This window comes from Moorena sp. SIO3B2, from assembly GCF_010692525.1.
Taxonomy (GTDB): Bacteria; Cyanobacteriota; Cyanobacteriia; order Cyanobacteriales; family Coleofasciculaceae; genus Moorena; species Moorena producens.
Window position 1 is genome coordinate 1 of sequence record NZ_JAAHHE010000842.1, and the last position, 1,522, is coordinate 1,522.

At 40.4% G+C, this 1,522-nt stretch carries 2 protein-coding genes; both read right to left on the reverse strand.

The features are described 5' to 3' along the window. Positions 1-242: 242 nt before the first annotated feature. Positions 243-941 (reverse strand): PEP-CTERM sorting domain-containing protein, encoded by a 699-nt coding sequence (locus F6K38_RS41670; RefSeq protein ID WP_009148848.1) that lies wholly within the window; start codon positions 939-941, stop codon positions 243-245. Between the two features lie 444 nt (positions 942-1,385). Then, positions 1,386-1,522: Rid family hydrolase (locus F6K38_RS41675; protein WP_287359048.1), on the reverse strand; the 137-nt coding region annotated here is incomplete at its 5' end.

The following is a 1,522-nucleotide window of genomic DNA, read 5'->3' on the forward strand; positions in this document are numbered from 1 at the left end:
GAATGGCTTAGTGGTTCATCGTCCTGTGGGAGCTCTCAACCGGCTACGTAATATAGTTTATCCGATTGTGGCTAAGTATCGTTATCAAAAACGGGGACTCAACTATTAGTCTTTCAAGTTAAGCATACATGTTACTTGTTACTTGTTAGTTCTTAGTTGCCAATTTTAAATGTTCAAGTAACAAGTAAGGAACACCCAGGAATTATACCCAGAGAATTATAACTATTCAACCGGACTCGATATTAGTTGTTTTCTGGCAAGCCTCTGAGCCGGGAAACCATACTCCCTGTACCAATAACTAAAAGTCCCAATATCACTGAAGGTTCGGGAACACTGATAGGAACAGACCTGATACTCAGTGCATTAATAGCGAAAGGTACATCAAGGCCCTCTTCTTTGGCATTGAGCACCAAGGTTTTGATGTCACCACTGCTATCAAACAGGCCAGTAAAGATCACGCCGCTGCCAGCATCCCTCTGGCTTACACCTGGACGTTCAAAATTTCCTAGACTATTTCCCAAGCTATCAAACGCTTCAATGGTTGCTATGTAGTCAAAAATTTCTATAGGATCGGATTGAATTTGTGTCCCAACACCAAAGACTGGAGTATCAAAGGTAATAGTCAGTGGACCAGGATTAGCAAGGCCTGTAAATAGAAGGGCATCCCCTACATCAAATGCACCAGGGAAAACAGGAGTTTGATCAATACGGAGAAACTCTCCAGCAGGGATGCTGACATTTAAATCAATACCGACCGCTGAAGTAGCTGAAAATCGGTTAGGTAGGGTGGGAAAAGGTGGTGCTACAACAACCTCAGCTACTTCAGACCAATCTAGGAAATCATTAGGCTTTAAGGCTTCTCTAGTATCTATAAATATTGCGGCTTGGGCAGTACTTGTGACTAATACAGTTCCTAGGGCAGTTGCTAATAAGGTTTTCATTGCTGTTGACTACAAATTATTTTCGTAGTTCATCATATAGTTCATTTAGATCTACTAATCTATAGCAGAAGTAATTTTATTGGAATCTTTATATACTTAAGGAATGTGAAAAAAAATCTTGCTAAAATCTTTATAGATCAGAACCTGAGGGGGTGACAGTTCGGCTATAATTATTATCTGGTCTGGATTTATTCAATTCAGTTACCAAACTTATAAATAAACCCGATGTTTCGACCACTTGGATGAAAGAATCAGGGATTGAGTTTCCAGTAATTGAAAATATGCTCATGACTGTCTATATATAGTTTGGGATTATAAGTTTGGGCTCATAGTGACCTTAAACTTAGAGCTGGCAAGTACTTTGGGTCCCTTGTCGCCCCCCCAGCTCCTTCGTCATAAGTTAGCTATCAGCATTAAGCTAACGCCATAGCAGTTTCCACAAGACTAAATCACCGCAATGCATTCAATCTCGACTAAAACATCCTTAGGTAGTCGGGAAACCTCAACACAGGCACGAGCTGGAGCATCTTCCTCGTTAAAGTATTTGGCATAGATCTGATTTACTGTAGCAAAATCATTCA

Excerpts from the sequence above, each read along its gene's own strand:
- F6K38_RS41670 (WP_009148848.1), bottom strand. The coding sequence starts at position 941 with ATGAAAACCTTATTAGCAACTGCCCTAGGAACTGTATTAGTCACAAGT.